This is a genomic window from Marinomonas sp. ATLA20 (assembly GCF_057180105.1).
In genome coordinates, this window is sequence record NZ_JBXUKU010000042.1 from 1 (window position 1) to 478 (window position 478).

Sequence of the window (478 nt, forward strand, 5' to 3'; positions counted from 1 at the left end):
ATATATAAGAGAAGGCAGGAGAGAGTGAGGGATAAGAGTGGGACGATCCTATGTTGCAATTGGAGATTCCTTAACAGTTGGAGTGGGGGCACGTTTATTTGGCGGGGGATTTGCTGAGCGGTATCAGTGGATGCTTGAAAAAAAGACACATGAGCCAGTCGAGCTGTCTGTATTTGCAAAATCAGGGTTAACGACGGATCAGATTTTACAGCTATTCAAACGATCTGATGTGATACGCGCTATTGTGACAGCTGATATCATCACCATCACAGGCTGTGGGAATGACCTTGTTCAAGCGATTCAGCAGTATGAAAAAGGTGAAGATGAAAAGAAACTGCTGCAAGCGACGCTGCATTGCCAAGCAAATTTCAGCAAGATGATTCATGAAATCGCTCAGATCAAAAGAGGACAGAAGCAGCCCTATTGCGTGTATCTCATGAATTTATATAATCCTTTTCCGCAAATACCTATAGCGGGG

The 478-nt window shown here is 43.9% G+C and carries 1 protein-coding gene; it reads left to right on the forward strand.

Features of this window, described 5'->3' with window-relative positions; all coding sequences use genetic code 11:
- Positions 1–37: 37 nt before the first annotated feature.
- Positions 38–478, forward strand: a 441-nt coding sequence (locus AC2A4J_RS20355; protein ID WP_484177297.1) for a GDSL-type esterase/lipase family protein, incomplete at its 3' end; no start/stop codon positions are given.